Genomic DNA, 14778 nt, shown 5'->3' on the forward strand with positions numbered 1-14778 from the left:
AAAGAATCCAGAGCCACAAGCAAAAAGATCTCTATCAACTACTACCTTCCAATTGGGAGAAACATAAAATCAAGTAGCTCCTCAAAGCATAAAATCCAACAACTCAAAATTAATCTATATGGGTTCGTCGGATGCTTACAAATAAAAAGACAAGATATTAATAAAATTATGGCAAAATTGACATCATTCACATTCATTTCTTTAAACGGATTTTATAAAGGAATTAACGAGGATATAAATTGGCACCAACACGGAGGAGAAGAGGCCCAATATTCAGTTGAGAGCTTAAAATCGAACGACACTCTTCTATTCGGCAGAGTAACCTACGAAATGATGAAAAGTTTTTGGCTAACTCAAATAGCTTATGACTCTTTTCCCGAAGTTGCAGATGGCATGAATAATTCAGAAAAAATTGTCGTTTCTAAAACGTTAGAATCAACTGATTGGAAAAACACTCAAATTATCAACGAAAACCTAATAGATAGAATAGCGGAATTAAAAAAAACGAGTAATAAGAACATTACACTTTTAGGGAGCGGAAAGATTTTAGCACAACTTACGAATGCGAATTTAGTGGATGAATATCAAATTATGATAGACCCAATATTCATTGAAAAAGGAGAACCGATTTTGGACAATCTGAAAAATAATATAAAACTCGAACTGACAAAAAGCAAAGTTTTTAAAAGTGGAACAATCTTACTTTATTATAAACCGAAAACGAATTAAGTAATAAAGCCAGCACAAAACAATGTATATAAAAAATAGGCGAAATTGTGATAAATTCAAGGGTTTTGGTTCGCGTCAAACTTTGTGCTTAACGGAAAGTTTAGTGCTTCGAAATCGCCAACTTTTCATATGTGTGGCGAGAGTAACGATAGGCTAAAAAATCGTTATGCAACTGTTTATAAGATGGGCAAGGTATCGCTACAAAAGGTATAGAAACAACCTTACAAAAGATTATAAATGGTTGGACAGGGTTCAAACAATATCCAAGTCTGTTTTATCACTGGCCTGTGGGAGGTCTCTTGTTTCAAAGGTTGGCAACCTTAAACGGGCTGATATAAGCATAGCGAAGTTCAGCAAGGGGACAAGAGAAGTCGGAAGAGCCCATAGTACCTACGATTGTAGTGTGAACAAAAGCATAAATAGGAAATGGGTTCTGCTTTAGATATACGAATATAAAAAGTACTTCAATGACAAAGATCACTTTTATCAGCACTAGGCACAAAAAAAATGGTAAATGTAATGCTGATAATCTCTGTAGCATATTGGAGATCCAAAAACCTGAAGTGATTTTTCTAGAAGCACTTGAAGCCACATACTCTCAATTTGAAAGGATCAATTTCTCATCATTTGGAATTTATCACCACAAACTTGAGATAGAAGCTTTACAGAAACTTTCAGCACATTTTTCTTTCAAATATGTACCAGTTTTGGACAATGAAATTACGAATCTATTTGATAAGAAATATAATAGTATTCCTGTAAATAATGAATTGGATGCAATGCTTCTTGAATTTAGCAAATTAGAGTGCCTCGAAGGTTTTGAGTTTTTAAATAGTGCCAGGGGTATGGCTCTACATTCAAAAATGAGAGATTTTGAAAACAGTCTTTTACAAGATGAAGAATTTTTAAAAACTTATGATGTAAAACTTGAGGAATACGAAAATTCAATGATTCAGAATATCTATTCATTTTGTAAGTTCAACTCTTTCGAAAAAGGAGTTTATATGTGTGGTTCTGCACATAGGGAATCTTTAATTAAAAAGTTCGAACTCTTTGAATGTAAAGAAAAGCTCGGTATTAAATGGGAGGTATTTGGTGATTAAAGAGAAAAACTGCGTATAATAACCAATCATTCTGACAGCTGGCACTTCGACAACCTTCGACAGGCTCAGGGACCATGCTCATGGCCCACTCAGAGTTCTGGGTAACTATTGAGCAGTGATGTTAATATTTGAGGCCTTTTTAGGAGTTAGTCTAAGCTAGTCCAGTGGTATAAAAAAGCCGTTCAGAAAAACTGAGCGTTAGCCCATTTTTCCTGAACGGCTTTAATTAATTACTTTAACCGCTTTTCAGCAATTATTAAAATGCTCTATAGGTGCCATCCAGGAATTGGTTGGCTTCGTCTTCTTCAAAACGTGCTGTGGCATTGTCCCAGTGCAAGGTTTTATTTGGAAACCTGCCTGCTATTACGCCCAATAGTATCGTTTCCGTTAACCTGGAAGCGTAGGAGAAAGGAGCAGAACATTCGTCTTTTCCTAAACAAGCATCTACAAATTGGTGGTAATGGCGTTTGCCTTCCACTTCATAATCCCTAATTACATCACCTATTTTGCCTGACTTTTTAAGCTTAGTGAGGTCTAGTTCTACATACTTGCCATCTACAATGTGTTTTGGTAATTGCATAAAGTGAGGCAATAATAAATTGCCTTTTTCTCCCACAAACATGGCACCCTGTTCAGGTAGCTTATCATTATTGGGGAGTATAAGGTTTTTATCTTTCCCTGGTGCGTTTACACCGTCATACCATACCCATTTAAAATTTTTGGTGGTGTACTTCGTTCCTGGGAATTCGTAGGTTACTGTATTCTCTTCGGGGAAGCCAAAGCCAGTAGGTTTTCTACACTCGTTTTTGATGGTCTTTGGTACATCTAGGGCCAAGGCATTGTAAGGCGTGTCAAAAATATGAACACCCATGTCGCCCAAAGTTCCGCAACCAAAGTCAAGCACTTTACGCCAGTTGCCAGGATGGTATAGTCCTTCTTTATAAGGCCTATCGGCTGCAGTACCTAGCCATAAGTTCCAGTCAAGACCTTCTGGAATTGGGTCAGCTCCTTTTGGCATTGGATCGTCAGTTCCCCAGTTTTTAGGGGACCAGGCCCTTACTTCTTTCACTTTACCAATGATACCTGATTGTATCAATAGCGTAGCCAGTTTGTAGTCATAAAAAGAGTGCACCTGGATCCCCATTTGGGTTACCAATTTCTTTTCTGCTGCCTTTTTATTCATGGCTCTTGCCTCAGACACATGATGGGTAAGCGGTTTTTGACAGTAAACAGCCTTACCATGGTCCATCGCCAACATGGAAGCTGGAGCGTGGGTATGATCAGGGGTAGAAACAACCACGGCATCGATATCGTCCGCCATTTCTTTCATCATTGTCCTGTAATCAGAATAGAACTTGGCCTTGGGATAGTCCTTCTTTAATGGTGCAAGCATTTTTGCATCAACATCGCAAAGCGCTACAACGTCCACTTTCTCGTGAGAAGAAATTGCATCCAAGTCGGCTTTACCCATACCACCCAATCCCACGTGTGCAGTTCTTAAGCGACCATTTTCACTATTAGCCCATGCCCATGAAGGGAGCATAGATGCGATAGCCACGGTAGCTCCACTTTTCAATAAATCTCTTCTATTAATTATTTTCTGATTCATAATTTTTTGATTTTAATATTTCTAAACCATATCGGACTTGCGTGATCTTGAAGGCCAATGTATCCTTTTTTGGCTTTAGCATAATCGGGTGAACCGCTCCATTTACCAGAGTTTTTCCTTGTTTCCCAATCTTCAGACCCAGGGACAAATGAAACCACGATCTTTCCGTTAAGCCAATATTCTACTTTTTCGGGTGTATATACTATTTTGGAGCTGTTCCATTCACCGACAGGGTTTAATTCTACTTGGGATTGATCGGCAGGATACATTGCATAATCAGAGGCAGTTTTTTGCCAATCTTGCAGTTGGTCTAAATTTTCGGTTTCGCCCATTTTTTTATTGTAGGCAGTCAAATCATGTATAGAAGCATAATTTTCGTCATCAATAAGTTGATATTCCGGTGCCAATCCTGAAGGTCCAGAACTTTCTTTTACTTCAGGTATGTGATAGAATATGCCGCTGTTACCACCTTTAGGTAATTTCCATTCTAAGTACAATTCAAAGTTCTCAAACTCTTCTGCACCGTAAATAATGTCTTTTCCACCAGTGTAGTCTTGTTCTAAACCCATTTCGGTATCATAGGTTAGTTCCCCGTCTTTGATCACCCAGCCAGGAGGGAGTTCATCACCGTTGTAGGCTCTCCAGCCCTCTGTAGTAGTACCATCAAAAAGGACGATCCAGTCTTCTTCTTGAACTTTACTTTCGCTTTCGGTCGTTTTTTTGCTTTCGCAAGCATTGAAGGCTATCAAAGCCACCAAGGAATAAATGATTTGTTTCATATTGTAGACTTAATTTTTCAGGTATAAATATAATCCGAATTGTCTGCCCCAGCAAGATTTGATTATCCTGAGCAGTTGTTTCTCTTTTAAAGGCCTTCACTTCCTTTATATAAGGTATTTTTTTGGGTTGAAAGTGGAGGAAGACCTTGGTCTTAACATGAAAGAGAAGATGTAGGTCAAAACCAAAAAACAAACAGCTATACTGCTTCTATTAACCTGTTGTGGCCATATCTTATTTGGTTAAAATAAACTGTAATTCTATTTCATTTTGTCTAAAAATGACTTAAATTAATATTCATTTTCTAAATAGACATGGAAGGTACAGGATATACAGTGGTTGTCAGTATTATGATAAGTTTGGCTGTGGCTTACTTTATCATAGAAATCCTGCTTATGCTCAATAATGTGGACAATGACACCTCCAATATTTTATTACTCGAATGGTCAAAGGGTAAGTCTTTTTTTATTCCATTTGCCTTGGGAGCGATAGCTGGGCACCTTTTCCTAGGTACCACAAATGATGCTTTTAAAATGTCAAATGGCATGTTTCCGGTTTTAATTATTTTTGGTCTGACCCTAATCATGGTTTTAATCGGTTTTAAAGTACCCTTTAAAAAAACCAAGGCCTTTCTCACGTCTATTCTAATTGCTGGCGTTTTATTTGGCCACTTTTTTTGGTCTATGAATTATATTGTAAGGCCATGAACAAACTAAATAAATTCTTAAAAAGGCATTTGTCTGAAATCCGAACCATCAAAATTGTAGTGGCAGTTATGTTGGGCCTTATGTTGCTTATCGATATTGTGCTTGTTACATTGGAAGGAAAAGATTACCCCACATTCAGCTATGTGGTCAAAAACCTCCGACATAGGTTGATCTGGTTTACCTTCCTTTATGGAGGGTTGATGGCGAAGATCTTTTACAATAGAAAGGTTGGTGAAAAGGAAAAAGAAGTGACTGGCTTACTTGCTTTCTTTTCAATGGTTTTTTTGCTTTTTGTCATTGGCCGACAACTGGAAACAGCGCCAAGTCTATTTCTTCAGGTCATTTTATTGGTCACAGGTGGCATCATGGCCTACAGGGCCTGGCCTCAATACCAATAAAAAATATAAAAGCAGCTAAATAAGCATTCACAATTTGGGTAGAACAAACCAATTTTATAACCAGAATATTTTATATGAAAAAAATACTGTATCTAGTGATTATTTTAGGTGTCCTCCATCTTGCAGGATGTTCACCAATACCAAATGAGAGCCGGAAACCCAATATTATCCTAATATTTATAGATGACATGGGCTGGGCTGATTTTTCTAGTTTTGGAAATACCGACGCTCAAACGCCAAACATCGATAGGTTGGCCTCTGAAGGGATCAGTTTCGAACAGTTTTACGTAAATTCCCCAATTTGCTCTCCTTCAAGGGTAGCTATTTCTACAGGAACATATCCTCAACGCTGGCACATCACTTCTTACTTGGCCTATCGGGCAAGGAACAGCGAACGTGGAATGGCAAACTGGCTGGATCCCTCAGCACCAATGCTCGCTAGAAGCCTTAATGAGGCAGGCTATGCAACGGGGCATTTTGGAAAATGGCACATGGGAGGGCAGCGAGATGTTACTGAGGCACCTGCAATTACCGAATATGGTTTTGATGAATCATTGACCAATTTTGAGGGAATGGGGGCCAAATTACTTCCCCTAACAACAGACGAAACCGGAATAGTAGGACGCATTTGGGAAGATGCAGAAATTCTCGGGGAGCCTTTTACCTGGATGCAGCGCTCGGAAATAACCACTGGATTCATTGATGAGGCCATCCAATTTATGGGCAAAGCGGAGAAAGATGAAAAACCGTTTTATGTAAATATATGGCCTGACGATGTGCATAGTCCATTTTGGCCACCCTTTGAAGAGTATGGCCTTGCAAAAGAAGCTGGGAAAAGAGGATTGTACCTTGCAGTGCTGGAAGCCATGGACAAACAATTTGGTAAGCTTTTCGATTTCATTCAGAACAACGATAAACTGCGTGAGAATACATTGATTTTAATCTGTTCTGACAATGGCCCTGAAATGGGAGCTGGGAGTGCAGGGAAATTGAAAGGCTATAAAACACATTTGTATGAGGGAGGAATCCGGTCTTCTTTGGTGGTGTGGGGAGCGGGATTTATTGATGAAAAAGTGAAAGGATCCCGAAATAAGGAATCGGTTTTTTCTGCCATTGATTTAATGCCTTCTTTGCTTGAATTTACAGGAACAAAACCTTCCGAAAAGACCATTTCTGATGGAGAAAATGTATTGGAAACAGTTCTCGGGCAATCCAGCATGTCCAGACAAACCCCAATATTCTACAGCCGGCCACCTGATAGAAAGAGTTATTATGGATTCGAAAACCTTCCTGATTTGGCTGTGCGTGATGGGGAATGGAAACTATTATGCGATTATGATGGAGGAAGACCCGAATTGTACAATATTGTCCTTGACCCGGAAGAACAACAAAACCTTGCAAGGCAGAATGTTGAGAAAACCAATGCTTTGAAGGAAAAGGTATTGACATGGTATCAATCTATGCCCCATCTGGAAGTAGCTCCTACAGCTAATAAGGAAAAGGAAAATTAACCGGAATTTCTGCCTACCCAACAGTCCGATTTTAATGTCTTATTGACTAAGGAGCATTATATAAACGGAGGCATTTTGCCGTAAATTTCCTACCATAGAATTGTGATTTGTTCCATCCATTTATTGCAGTGAAAAAAATAACACACCTATTTGGCATCATATTTGGCTTTTTCAGAATATATCAATTTGTATATGGAAAAGTCAGATTTGAATCCAAGTAAAAAAAAGAAGAAAATGATAGCCCGTTTGGGTATAGGGACCAAAGGGGTAGTATACCTTCTAATAGGCGGGTTAACCGCATGGGCCGCTTTGGGAAGTGGTGGTAAAAAGACTGGGAGTAAAGGTGCTTTTCAATTTTTACTTGGCCAACCCTTTGGCCAAGTAATGCTTTGGCTAGTAGTAATAGGCTTGGCAGGATATGTTTTTTGGAGAATGTACCAAACTTTTATGGATCCAGAGGACAATGGTTTGGATAGGAAGGGCTTGAGACGAAGATTAAGTTATTTTTCTAGTGGATTTTTTTATCTCTTTATCATTTACAGTGCGGTACAGTTACTTATTGGTGCAGGTGGTGGCGGTAGCGGTGGCGGAAAAGAATCGATGATCCAGAAGCTTTTAAATCAGGAGTATGGCCGATGGATGGTAGCTGTAGTTGCACTTATTTTCCTAGGGAAGGCCATCTATCAAATGTTCATCGCCTACTCTGGGAATTTCAAGATCAAAATAAAAGAGGCTGGGATGAATAATAAAACACAGCAATTGATGATTTATTCCGGTCGTGTGGGGTATACAGCTCGTGGTTTGGTGGTTGGAATTATCGCTTATCTCACAGTTAGGGCAGCCATTACCTACGATGCCTCAAAATCTGGAGGAACAGAAGACGCTTTTAATTTTATCCAAGATGAATTTGGAACAATCGTATTGGGAATAATTGCATTCGGTATGTTGGCTTATGGGCTTTTCATTATGATCAAGGCAAGTGAGCATAAAATGAATTTTTAATCCATGGACTGGAAATTCCCTTATTTACAGTTTGCTTCAAAAACAGCGCATAAAATCAATCGTACAATAATACCTCATTAAATCATGAAGTTTTTTCTGCAGGCTTTTACCGCGGCTTGTGAGCAGTGAAGGTTTCACTGCGTCTTAATTTAAATTGTGTCAACCTATTTCAGTACACGACCGATTTTCTTGCGATTGCTACACTTCCCGTAAACACGGGACAGGCTATCGCGAATCCTATTACATAATCCGGGTTTAAATAAATTTAACATTTAAATGGTTGCATGCGCAACTATCTATTTTACCTTTGCAGCAAATTCTTATAAAATGGAAAATGATTGCAAGGTATACATTACGGAATATGGCATTTTACCCTGGTTGGGAAAAACAATAAAATGCGTAGATATATACATTAACCACAACTTGAAAGAAGCGGGGATTGACCTGACCATAAAACAGATGCTGGTGCTGAAGGCCCTGTCTACAAATGGCCCTTTGCCACAGAATGATTTGGCCTTTATTACGGAACGGGATAAGGCCTCATTAGCAAGGTTTATCAATACTTTGGAAAAGAAAAATCTGGTAGCGAGATTACCATCTGCTACAGACAAAAGGATTAATATGGTGAACCTTACCAAGCATGGTGAAAAGGTATATCAAAGCACCTTGCCCATCTTTAAAAAATTAGTTTTACAGGTTCAGGAAAACATACCAGAACAAGACCTGGAACAAACGGCAAAAACCCTAAGTAAAATAAAAGACAACATTGAAAATTTAAATAGTGGTTGCAATCGCAACTAATACGTATGAAAAGAAAAATAATTATAATTGCCGTTAGTGTTTTGATCTTGGTTATTGGATTTTTTGTTTCTAATCTCCTGAAGGATAGTAAAAAAGTACCTTTAAAGAATAAGGGAATTTACACCGCAACGGTGTTTACAGAAACCATAAAAAATGCCACATTACCTGTAGAAATAACTGCGACAGGTAGCTTGGAGGCCAAAAATAGAGTGGAACTCTATGCGGAAGTACAAGGCATTATGACTTCGCCTGTTGGCAGTTTTAAAGAAGGGTCTTTATACAAAAAAGGAAGTTCACTTGTCGCTGTAGAATCTGACGTTTATCGCGCTGGATTGATGTCACAAAAAAGTAGCCTTCAAAATTTAGTAACGGCAGCCTTGGCAGATATACGTTTGGATTATGCTTCCTCATTTTCTAAATGGAGCGACTTTCTTTCCAAGATCGATGTTAGTCAGCCTTTGCCACCTTTGCCAGAAGTTGGCTCTGAAAAGGAAAAAATGTTTGTTACCGGACGCAATATATATGCTACCTATTATACGGTTAGAAACATGGAGCTGACACTGGCCAAATACAATATTACGGCACCTTTTGATGGCGTTTTGGTAGAGGCTTTGGTTACACCAGGTTCGCTAATAAGACCGGGGCAAAAATTGGGTGAATTTATTCAACCATCGGTTTTTGAAATTGAAGCCCCTGTAAGTGCCAGTATGATTAACCTCTTAAAAATCGGACAAAAAGTGGATGTCACTTCTACTGATAATAATTCACTAAAATGGGAAGGAGAAATTACGCGAATCAACAGGTTGGTAAACAGTGAGACGCAAACCACCAACGTATACATTCAACTTCGTGGAAAAGGCTTGGAAGAAGGCATGTTTGTAAAGACCAATATTATGGCCACAGAAATGGACAATGCCTATGAATTGAGCAGAAGTGTGATTTTTGATAAGGACCAGGTTTTTGTGGTAAAAGACTCAATACTCGTTCAGAAAACAATTGAACCGATTTATTACAATGACAAAACGGTGGTGGTAAGAGGCCTGGAAGATGGAGAACAAACACTTTCCAAATTGCCAACAGGGGCTTACCCTGGAATGAAAGTTTCTATTTACAGCGAGCAATAACGGTGATTTCTGTTTTGCAATTTTTGTACAATTTTTCACAAATCACTAGTTAAGTAATGAAGTCGATTATAACGCATTTTATAAAATTCCCTGTTGCCGTAAATGTCATTATCCTTGCGATAGTGGTGCTTGGTACCTTCGGAATGTTATCGCTTAAATCTAGTTTCTTTCCTTTGCAAGATTCTAAATTTATAGACATAACAATAAGTTACCCAGGTGCTTCTCCACAAGAAATGGAAGAAGGCGTGGTTTTAAAAATTGAAGATAATTTACGTGGTATTGTAGGGATAGACCGCTTTACCTCAGCCTCTTCAGAAAATACAGCAAGCATTAATGTGGAAGCCCTAAAAGGGTATGACATTGATATTTTATTGGCGGATGTAAAAAATGCGGTAGATAAGGTTCCCTCCTTTCCCGCAGAAATGGAGCCTCCGGTTGTAGCCAAAAACGAAAACCTAAATGTAGCCATAGAGCTGGAATTGAGTGGAGAGAATATTCCTTTAAAAACCCTCAAATCCATTGGTAGGGAAATTGAAAATGATTTGCGCAGTATTCAGGGAATTTCCCAGATTACCATAGCGGGTTTCCCAGACGAAGAAATCACCGTATCGGTAAACGAAGAAGTGTTGCGTTCGTACAATTTGACTTTTAGCGATGTGGCCAATTCCGTGGCCAACAATAATATTTTGGTTACTGGCGGTGCCATTAAAACGGAAGCCGAAGATTACCTTATCCGTGTGAATAACCGTTCTTACTACGGAAAAGAGCTTAACAATATTATTTTAAAAACAGAAGAAAACGGAGCCATCGTTACTTTAGAGGATGTGGCTGTTACGGAAGACGCCTGGTCTGAAACGCCCGACAGAAGTTATTTTAACAATCAACCTTCTATCTCTTTTCAAATTAGCACTACCAACAATGAAGATTTGGTTGAAGCTGCCGAAAATGCGGCCCTCTATGCAGAAGGATTTAACGAAACGCACAATAACCTTCAATTGAATGTCACCAATGACAGATCACAAATAATTGTAGAACGAACCAAGCTACTTTTGGTTAATGGTGCACAAGGAATTGCCTTGGTATTGTTTTTTCTTTCGCTTTTTTTACGTCCGAGATTGGCAGCTTGGGTTGCCTTTGGTATTCCCATTTCCTTTATGGGAATGTTTATGGTAGCCTCCTATTTTGACATCACCATTAACGTGCTTTCCTTATTTGGGATGATTATCGTGATTGGTATCTTGGTGGATGACGGAATAGTAATTGCCGAAAATATTTTCCATCATTATGAAAAGGGAAAGACTCGTGTTCAAGCGGCTATTGATGGTACCATGGAAGTTTTGCCAGCAATTACATCCGCCATAATGACTACTCTGGTAGCATTTTCGACATTCTTTTATCTGGACGGAAGGCTAGGGGAGTTTTTTGGCGAAGTATCCATAGTGGTTATTTTGACCTTGGCTTTTTCACTTTTTGAAGCCTTGGTAATTCTTCCGGCTCATATTGCCCACTCCAAAGCCCTTTCTAAGGATCAAAAAATGTATTGGTTTAATGAAAGAGCCACTATTTTCTTAGACTATTTGCGCGACAAATTATATAGCCCGGTTTTGCATTTCTTTATGGAATCTAAAATTTTGGGATTTTCAATTCTTATTGCCCTGTTTGTAATTACCACCGGGGCCATGGAAGGTGGGATTATTAGAACCACTTTTTTTCCTATCATTGCTTCAGACCAGGTTAATGTTACCCTAAAAATGCCACAGGGAATTAACCCAATGGTGACAGATTCCATTATTTCTGAAATAGAACAAGTGGCCATAGAGGTGAACAAGGAATACACGGCCAAACAGACAGGTGGTAAAGATGTTTTTCAAAGCATTATCAAAAGAACTGGGCCTGGAACTGCCAATGCATCTTTAAAAATCAACTTGCTTCCAGGTGAGGAACGGGACTTTACGGCTTCTGAAATCGCAGGTTCAATTGCACAAGCAGCAGGTGAATACCCTTCATCGGAGAGTTTGACTTTTGATGCAGGAGCTAGTTTCGGTGGAAAACCTGTTTCTGTTTCTTTGTTGAGTTATAATATTGAAGAACTTAAAGCAGCTAAGTTAGAGCTTAAAGAAAAGCTTAAAGAAAACACTTTGTTGCGCGATATCAGCGATAATGACCCTGCGGGAATTAATGAAATCAATGTTGAGTTAAAGGACAAAGCGTATTTGTTGGGCTTTACCCTTAACGATGTCATTGGCCAGGTACGTGCCGGTTTTAATGGCTTGCAGGTGCAACGTTTTCAACGTGGGCAGGATGAAATCATCGTTTGGGTTCGTTACGAAAGAGAAGGGCGTTCATCGATATTAAACCTGGACAATATGCATATTGTAAGTGCGTCCGGGAATCGTGTTCCACTCAGTGAAATTGCCACTTATTATATTGAGCGGGGAGAAATCACCATCAATCACCTGGACGGAAAGCGCGAAATCAAAGTAGAAGCAGATTTAAAAGATCCGAAAGAAAGCTCCTCAGATATTATTGCCGATGTGCGTGAGAATATCATGCCTGAAATCATGTCTAAATACCCCACAGTATCGGCATTGTACGAAGGTCAAAATCGGGAAGCCGGAAAAGTTACGGCCTCAGCAAGTAAGGTTTTTCCAATCATCATCTTCTTAATATTAATCATCATTGGCTTTACTTTCCGTTCGTATATGCAGCCGATATTATTGCTTGTAATGATTCCATTTAGCTTGATTGGTGTCGCATGGGGCCATTGGTTACATGATTTTCCGATCAATATGCTTTCCTTGCTCGGTATCATCGCATTGATAGGTATTGTGGTAAACGATGGACTGGTGCTTATTAGTAAGTTCAACAGCTATTTGCAGGAGGGCTTTAGTTTTGACGAGGCCCTAATAGAAGCAGGTAAATCCAGGTTCAGGGCCATCTTTTTAACATCAATTACAACCATTGCTGGTCTGTCTCCACTGATTTTGGAAAAAAGTAGACAAGCCCAGTTTTTAATTCCCATGGCCATTGCCATTGCCTATGGAATTGCCATTGCCACTGTGCTAACACTGATTATGCTGCCCATGCTTTTGTCTGTCGGCAATGCATTAAAAGTGTACACAATATGGCTATGGGAAGGTGAAAAACCTTCAAAAGAGTCTGTAGAACCAGCGATAGAAGAGCTGCACGAAAACGATGAATCCACTCACAATGCATAAAATAATGAGCATACAAAGAGCATATAAAATAGATAAGCATTACAAATCGCTGTTATTGTCACTGATGGCCTTGGTAGTATTTGCCAGCTCAGTCACAGTAGTAAGCGGTCAAGAAATGCTTTCGCGAGAAGCGGCCATGGGTTTAACCCTGGAGCACAATTATGACATTAAGGTAGCGGAAAAGTCTTTAGAGGTAGCCGACAACAACCAAAGCATTTTAAACAGTGGTTATTTACCTACCGTGAGCACCAATGGAAATGTTGGTATATCTGGATATCAGGGGCAAAACCAAACCGTCAATGGAGACATAAATTACGATCCTACCGATGCCTATAACTATGGGGCTTCAATTGGATTTGATTACGTCTTGTTTAACGGCTATGGGAGAATGTACAACTACAAGCAACTGAAAGAGCAGTACAATATTTCCGAGCTACAAGCCAGACAAATTATAGAAAATACGCTTTTAGAATTGTCTAATTCCTATTTTCAAATGGCGCAGTTAACGGAAAGCGTAAGTATTCTGAAAAATGCATTGAGTATTTCCACCACCAGGATGCTTCGTGCCAAGTATAGTTTTGAATATGGGCAAACTACCCAAATTGATTTGCTAAATGCGCAAGTAGATGTAAACAATGACAGTATCAGCTTGCTTAATACCATTCAGGAATTGGAAAATTCGCGAAGAAATTTAAACTTGATTATGGGTAGGGAAATTGAAACAGAATTTGTGGTAGATACCACTGTTAATTTTGATTTGCCTGGTACCAGAGATGTTTTGGTCTCTCAGGCCTATGCCCGTAATGTACTGATACAGCAAACCAATAGCCAATTGCGAAACAGTGAATTTGCATTAAAAGCGAGTCAAGCTGGCTGGTTTCCTGCATTGTCCTTAAGTGGAGGTTACAATTATTCGGGCAACCAAAATCCTGCAGGAGCTTTTGTTACCGGAAGTTATAATTTGGGTCCTCAGGCAGGACTTACTTTGGCTTGGAATATTTTTGACGGCGGAACTACTCGGGTGAAAAGCCAGAATGCAAGGGTGGAGATTAAGCGGCAACAAATTTTAAAAGAGCAGACTGAATTCTCTATTAAGCGGGATGTGCTTAATGCCTATGGGGCGTACCAAAATTCCTTGTTTGTTTATTATGCTGAAAAAGCCAATTTGGAAACAGCAAGAAAGAACTTTGAACGAAGTGATGATCTGTACAAGCAAGGGCAAATTAATTCCATAGAATTCAGACAAGCCCAGTTGAATCTGCTAAATGCACAAAACAACCAAAGCATTGCCAAATACAACGCTAAATACGAAGAGTTAAAATTGAAGCAGTTGGCGGGAATTCTTTTGGAAGATTAGCTATTCATTTAATAAGTCTATTCAATCCACACCATGTCGGGTTTTGTCCTTTTAGTGGTGTGGATTTTTTTTCTTTTTTGACTTAAACTTAAAATCGGCAGAAAATATCCTGCTGTATAATTTCATTCAATTTTTTATAGTGAACCATTAATTCCGGTATGGATGGAGACAGTTTTAATGCATTCCAATACCTCTGCAGGATTGAAGTATTTTTAACCGGGTGTGTAAGGTTTTCGTAAAAGTATTGACAAAACTCTTCAGGTAAGAGTCATCATGTTTTCTTTTTTTACATGCATTAGATCCAGAAATTTACCGTTCTAATGGCATTTATTTGAGCATTAATAAGCGTTTTGATGTAATTTCAGGATAGGAAATTTTTAAAGGTTAAACCCGAAATATGCAATAAACAATCTATTACGTGCTGAAATCGCTTTAATATCAG

Annotated in this window: 13 protein-coding genes; 11 read left to right on the top strand and 2 right to left on the bottom strand. The window is 38.9% G+C overall.

What is annotated here, in order from left to right; genetic code table 11:
- The 3 genes from AC13EX_RS00090 to AC13EX_RS00100 all read left to right on the top strand — a co-directional run.
- A partial coding sequence (locus tag AC13EX_RS00090; protein ID WP_482891044.1) for a dihydrofolate reductase family protein occupies positions 1-729 on the top strand: 729 nt, incomplete at its 5' end.
- Positions 730-895: 166 nt separating this feature from the next.
- Positions 896-1171: a hypothetical protein gene (locus AC13EX_RS00095; protein ID WP_482891046.1), complete on the top strand. Its 276-nt coding sequence runs from the start codon at positions 896-898 to the stop codon at positions 1169-1171.
- A gap of 25 nt (positions 1172-1196) precedes the next feature.
- Positions 1197-1832 carry a hypothetical protein gene (locus tag AC13EX_RS00100; protein WP_482891047.1) on the top strand — a complete coding sequence of 212 codons (636 nt, stop codon included), beginning with the start codon at positions 1197-1199 and terminating at the stop codon, positions 1830-1832.
- Positions 1833-2088: 256 nt separating this feature from the next.
- On the opposite strand, the gene AC13EX_RS00105 is transcribed toward AC13EX_RS00100, so the two are convergent.
- Both AC13EX_RS00105 and AC13EX_RS00110 read right to left on the bottom strand, forming a co-directional pair.
- Positions 2089-3441 (bottom strand): Gfo/Idh/MocA family protein, encoded by a 1353-nt coding sequence (locus AC13EX_RS00105; RefSeq protein ID WP_482891048.1) that lies wholly within the window; start codon positions 3439-3441, stop codon positions 2089-2091.
- Positions 3438-4220, bottom strand: coding sequence for a 3-keto-disaccharide hydrolase (locus tag AC13EX_RS00110; protein ID WP_482891049.1), 783 nt, complete (start codon positions 4218-4220; stop codon positions 3438-3440). Before AC13EX_RS00110 ends, AC13EX_RS00105 begins: the two co-directional genes overlap by 4 nt.
- A 312-nt stretch (positions 4221-4532) precedes the next feature.
- On the opposite strand from AC13EX_RS00110, the gene AC13EX_RS00115 reads away from it, so the two are divergent.
- The 8 genes from AC13EX_RS00115 to AC13EX_RS00150 all read left to right on the top strand — a co-directional run bounded on the left by AC13EX_RS00115 (position 4533) and on the right by AC13EX_RS00150 (position 14336).
- A complete protein-coding gene (locus AC13EX_RS00115) occupies positions 4533-4925 on the top strand; it encodes a hypothetical protein (protein WP_482891050.1) in 393 nt (130 codons plus the stop codon).
- Positions 4922-5323: a hypothetical protein gene (locus AC13EX_RS00120; protein WP_482891051.1), complete on the top strand. Its 402-nt coding sequence runs from the start codon at positions 4922-4924 to the stop codon at positions 5321-5323. Before AC13EX_RS00115 ends, AC13EX_RS00120 begins: the two co-directional genes overlap by 4 nt.
- 74 nt (positions 5324-5397) lie before the next feature.
- Positions 5398-6834, top strand: a complete 1437-nt coding sequence (locus tag AC13EX_RS00125; RefSeq protein WP_482891052.1) for a sulfatase family protein — start codon at positions 5398-5400, stop codon at positions 6832-6834.
- A gap of 192 nt (positions 6835-7026) precedes the next feature.
- Positions 7027-7836, top strand: a complete 810-nt coding sequence (locus tag AC13EX_RS00130) for a DUF1206 domain-containing protein (protein WP_482891053.1) — start codon at positions 7027-7029, stop codon at positions 7834-7836.
- A 327-nt stretch (positions 7837-8163) separates the two neighbouring features.
- Positions 8164-8637, top strand: coding sequence for a MarR family winged helix-turn-helix transcriptional regulator (locus tag AC13EX_RS00135; RefSeq protein ID WP_048641292.1), 474 nt, complete (start codon positions 8164-8166; stop codon positions 8635-8637).
- 5 nt (positions 8638-8642) lie between these two features.
- Positions 8643-9761, top strand: coding sequence for an efflux RND transporter periplasmic adaptor subunit (locus AC13EX_RS00140; RefSeq protein WP_482891054.1), 1119 nt, complete (start codon positions 8643-8645; stop codon positions 9759-9761).
- Positions 9762-9817: 56 nt separating this feature from the next.
- The gene (locus AC13EX_RS00145; RefSeq protein WP_482891055.1) at positions 9818-12979 is read left to right on the top strand and encodes an efflux RND transporter permease subunit; all 3162 of its coding nucleotides are present in this window, start codon (positions 9818-9820) and stop codon (positions 12977-12979) included.
- A 4-nt stretch (positions 12980-12983) separates the two neighbouring features.
- A complete protein-coding gene (locus AC13EX_RS00150; protein ID WP_048644406.1) occupies positions 12984-14336 on the top strand; it encodes a TolC family protein in 1353 nt (450 codons plus the stop codon).
- Positions 14337-14778 lie beyond the last annotated feature (442 nt).

The organism is Cyclobacterium sp. L-R (assembly GCF_056859355.1).

What these genes read in the sequence shown, in the direction of transcription:
- AC13EX_RS00140 (WP_482891054.1), top strand. Translation starts at nt 8,643, where the DNA reads ATGAAAAGAAAAATAATTATAATTGCCGTTAGTGTTTTGATCTTGGTT.
- AC13EX_RS00130 (WP_482891053.1), top strand. Translation starts at nt 7,027, where the DNA reads ATGGAAAAGTCAGATTTGAATCCAAGTAAAAAAAAGAAGAAAATGATA.
- AC13EX_RS00095 (WP_482891046.1), top strand. Translation starts at nt 896, where the DNA reads ATGCAACTGTTTATAAGATGGGCAAGGTATCGCTACAAAAGGTATAGA.
- AC13EX_RS00135 (WP_048641292.1), top strand. Translation starts at nt 8,164, where the DNA reads ATGGAAAATGATTGCAAGGTATACATTACGGAATATGGCATTTTACCC.
- AC13EX_RS00105 (WP_482891048.1), bottom strand. Translation starts at nt 3,441, where the DNA reads ATGAATCAGAAAATAATTAATAGAAGAGATTTATTGAAAAGTGGAGCT.
- AC13EX_RS00115 (WP_482891050.1), top strand. Translation starts at nt 4,533, where the DNA reads ATGGAAGGTACAGGATATACAGTGGTTGTCAGTATTATGATAAGTTTG.
- AC13EX_RS00125 (WP_482891052.1), top strand. Translation starts at nt 5,398, where the DNA reads ATGAAAAAAATACTGTATCTAGTGATTATTTTAGGTGTCCTCCATCTT.
- AC13EX_RS00110 (WP_482891049.1), bottom strand. Translation starts at nt 4,220, where the DNA reads ATGAAACAAATCATTTATTCCTTGGTGGCTTTGATAGCCTTCAATGCT.
- AC13EX_RS00120 (WP_482891051.1), top strand. Translation starts at nt 4,922, where the DNA reads ATGAACAAACTAAATAAATTCTTAAAAAGGCATTTGTCTGAAATCCGA.
- AC13EX_RS00145 (WP_482891055.1), top strand. Translation starts at nt 9,818, where the DNA reads ATGAAGTCGATTATAACGCATTTTATAAAATTCCCTGTTGCCGTAAAT.
- AC13EX_RS00100 (WP_482891047.1), top strand. Translation starts at nt 1,197, where the DNA reads ATGACAAAGATCACTTTTATCAGCACTAGGCACAAAAAAAATGGTAAA.
- AC13EX_RS00150 (WP_048644406.1), top strand. Translation starts at nt 12,984, where the DNA reads ATGAGCATACAAAGAGCATATAAAATAGATAAGCATTACAAATCGCTG.